This is a genomic window from Empedobacter sp. UBA3239 (assembly GCF_002362875.1).
GTDB classification, from domain to species: Bacteria; Bacteroidota; Bacteroidia; order Flavobacteriales; family Weeksellaceae; genus Empedobacter; species Empedobacter falsenii_B.
In genome coordinates, this window is record NZ_DEVJ01000071.1 from 1 (window position 1) to 3563 (window position 3563).

The window sequence follows — 3563 nt, forward strand, 5'->3', positions numbered from 1 at the left end:
TCAAAATGCACAACGGGTTTGTTAATACTAAATATTTTATTAAAATGCTTGACAAATTTTTTAAAGTTAATTTACCGTATGGTTTAACTAAAAATGACAAAAATGAATGGGCTGTATTTAATAGAGAATATCAACCCTTAGGTTTTACTATACGAGAGCACGAAAGTGTAACACAAGGTTTATTTAATCATTTACCTATCCGAGCAAAGTACAATGGATTATCCGAAAAACTTTTATTAGAAATTGCATTTGATGCAGAGAGAGGTATACTACGAAATGAACAAGGTGAAATCTATCAAGTTTACTTGTATAACGATAGGACTAATCCTGTAAACCATGATGAGGATAAATTATGGGATGATTATTTTAAACGATTGAAGAAGTTATCTAAACTTTCTTTGAAAGAGTATTAATAAAAAACCTCAACTGATTAATTTAGTTGAGGTTTCTGTTTAAAATTTTATTTTATTAAAATCTAAATATTGAATAGGTAAATCACCCATAAATAATAATTTGTATGAATCTTCAAAAGTTGAATTATTATCTATAAGTTTTAATCTATTTAAATCTGGATTCTCGGTTTCATTTAAATATTTGATTATAATATCATATTTAAATGCCTTTAATTTCACTTCAAAAAGATTGTAATCTAAGGATAGATCGAATATGGATTGATTTTTAAATTTGGAATAAATTTTATCAAATAAGTTTAAAAATATTTTAACGGTATCAACTAAATCTCCTACAAATACATTATCAACTTTTCTTTTTCTATCAATATGAGAATAATGTTTATCTCTATAAGTTTTAAATTTAAATAGTTTATCATGACAAATTTTAGAGTATTCTTTTTCAAAATCGATAAAATTTATTTTATCAATATTTAATCTCTTTTCACAACCATAAATTCTTTTCCCTAGTTTTAAAATATCATAGTCTGCTATATTAGAAATTTTACTATTTTTTACTTCTAATTGTTTAATATCGATAACACTCAAAATATTAATACACAGATATTCAACTATGACACTATCATAAAAACTGAACTCTTTAAAAGAAGAAATATTCATAGGTAAATTATTTTTAATAAAATATCTATTTCTTTGATTTTCTTCTAGATTATTAATAATAATCATAAAAGATTGAGATAAATTCTCTAATGTATTAATTGCATCAACAACATACGATTGTAAATCTTTAGTATTCATTGGTGTTAAGTTTTATTTAAAGATATTCATTAAAATTAACTTCTCTTATCTTTCCTTTCTGCAGGAATAGAAAGCACATTCATCATCTGACGAAGGCGAGAGCGTACACGTTCGGTGTAATACTTTTCGATTTCGGAAGCAGATAGATTAGTTGTGATGTGGGTTTTGATGTTGAGGTTCATGAATAGGTCGTAGCGAGAAAGAATAATCTCGGCCATGACGTTGCATTCGTTGCCGAAGTATTTGATGTTGTTTTCTGTACCTAAATCATCGAAGCAAATGTTTTTCATTGGGAAATCCAACGGGATTCCTCTGCTGTATTTGTCGATGGCGTTGTAGCCTTCTTTGATGAATTCGAATGATACGTCTCTACATGTAGTGTAAAAGAATTTTTGTTCTTTGACCATAATGCGTTGCATTAAACGGAACCAAGTTGTTTTTCCGATTCCGATTGGTCCAGTTAGTAAAATTCCTTTGTCTAGGTCTATTGCTAACTCCTTGCATTTTTCTTCGTCGTTTAGGAAATAAGCAGCTAAACGGACAATATATGGGAAATCCTCTTTTTGAAAAGTGTAATTTGGGTGAATATGTTTACGTCCCTGTTGTTCCAGGTGAAATAAAAGTTTTTGATAATTGATCATAGCATTACAATTTGGTTATAAAGGTTCGTCGTATCGTTTGTTGATGGATGTGTCTAATGGTTTTTGAGTTGTAAATTTTGAATGTGTAGTGTATTGGGAAGCATTAATCATCCAATTATTCGCAGCTGCTTTCAACATTTTTAATTTTTGTTCGTATTCCGTAAAGGAGCAGTTGAAATAGTAGTTGAATCCTTTTTGAATTTCATAGTAAGTAAATTCCGTATCTGCTGTAAAAGCATAAAGTGTTTGGTTTTTTTGCAGGCATTCTTTGTAAATTAATTTGAGTTTTTGAATGGGAATATGATAAAACTTTTTCCAATGGCCTTTTAATTCTTGGCTTTTGACTTGGATCGAAACACAGTAATAAGTAAATTCATTTTGTTTGTGTCGGTGGATAAAACCTGCAAGATGATGGTAACCGTCTGATAAACCTGAAATATCAATAAGAAAAGGAAAATATTGATTTTGATTATAAGTGATTTGTGTATTGATTTTTAATAGTTCGCAAATTGCTTTTATGTCAACATTAAAATCTATGGATAGGGTTGGGGGACATGGACATTCGCAGACATCATTGAAGTAAAAGATTAATTGCGGAATAAACAACAGTTGTGATTGATAATCTTGAATCGCAAACAAATTGATTTTTTGAATAAAGCCAAATGCATATTCTATCATTTGCATATACTGTTTGTTTAGGATATCTTGTTTTGCCTCGACTTGTGGTTCAATTTTTTTGATTACATCCCCATATCGATGAATAAAAAAGTTCAGGTACTTGATATATTCTTCATATACTTCAATTTTCATAGGCTTAAAAATTAAAATTGAAAATGCTTGTAGTAAAGATGTAATTCTCTAATATACAATAAATTATAAAATAAACAAAAATCCCCTCCAAAAAGCAGAGGGGAAGTAATTAAAGTACAGTGATTTGACCTAAATAAACAGACGGTGCAGCGTCTTGTTTTATGACGGATAAAAAACTCATCCATACATGTATATCTGTTCCTTGATATTTTGGTAAAAATTGTAGTACATAGGATTCTTCGGAGCGTTTTACGGTTGTTTGTACAACCGTTGATTGTGCTTTTGTATTACCATCTTCTGCATACAATATAACTAAGGTGTCATTTTGATCTACAAGTTCTGTTGCATTATTGGTCCATGTAATCGTTGCCGATAGTGGATCGTCTGCTGTAATATTTACAGGTTGTGGTTCAAGTAAATTACCTTTTGTGAAGTGAATGTTGTTGTACTGAATAGAAAAAGTTAACGTATCCATATCACATGAAATGGCTTGTAATAAATTTGCCATCGCTTGATTGTAAGGTGATTTTAGTCCAGACCTTTTTCCGTAATAGGTTTTAGCCAATGCTTTATACCCTTGTATAAATTGTACAGCAAAATTGAATCTGTCTTTTATAACTTGTTGTTTTGGCGTTGGTATACGATTTGATTTTCGTGGTCGCATACGAGATATTTCATGCCCTTCGATATTCGAAACAACAATTCGTCCAGTACGACCTCGCGTACCAGACAATAGAGAATCTGTAATTTTTCCCATTTTTAATAGATTTTAAATTAAACTTTATTTGACTTGGTTCAGCAACAATTCGAATGTAGACTGAATAGCTTTAAGTAATTGAAACCTGACGAGCTGTGAACAAAATTGGTGGATGATGAAGGGGAATGATTGATTTTAGATGTGAGA

The 3563-nt window shown here is 30.0% G+C and carries 5 protein-coding genes; 1 reads left to right on the forward strand and 4 read right to left on the reverse strand.

Going from position 1 to position 3563, the window contains the following annotated elements; translation table 11 throughout:
- On the forward strand, nt 1-413 hold a 413-nt coding region (locus B4G36_RS10995; protein WP_291064034.1), incomplete at its 5' end, for a hypothetical protein.
- A 39-nt stretch (nt 414-452) separates the two neighbouring features.
- On the opposite strand, the gene B4G36_RS11000 is transcribed toward B4G36_RS10995, so the two are convergent.
- The 4 genes from B4G36_RS11000 to B4G36_RS11015 all read right to left on the reverse strand — a co-directional run bounded on the left by B4G36_RS11000 (nt 453) and on the right by B4G36_RS11015 (nt 3416).
- Nucleotides 453-1208, reverse strand: coding sequence for a hypothetical protein (locus tag B4G36_RS11000; protein ID WP_291064036.1), 756 nt, complete (start codon nt 1206-1208; stop codon nt 453-455).
- A 35-nt stretch (nt 1209-1243) separates the two neighbouring features.
- Nucleotides 1244-1849: an ATPase gene (locus tag B4G36_RS11005; protein WP_291064038.1), complete on the reverse strand. Its 606-nt coding sequence runs from the start codon at nt 1847-1849 to the stop codon at nt 1244-1246.
- A gap of 15 nt (nt 1850-1864) precedes the next feature.
- The gene (locus B4G36_RS11010) at nt 1865-2659 is read right to left on the reverse strand and encodes a hypothetical protein (protein WP_291064040.1); all 795 of its coding nucleotides are present in this window, start codon (nt 2657-2659) and stop codon (nt 1865-1867) included.
- 109 nt (nt 2660-2768) lie between these two features.
- Nucleotides 2769-3416, reverse strand: coding sequence for a DUF6266 family protein (locus B4G36_RS11015; RefSeq protein WP_291064042.1), 648 nt, complete (start codon nt 3414-3416; stop codon nt 2769-2771).
- Between the last annotated feature and the right edge of the window lie 147 nt (nt 3417-3563).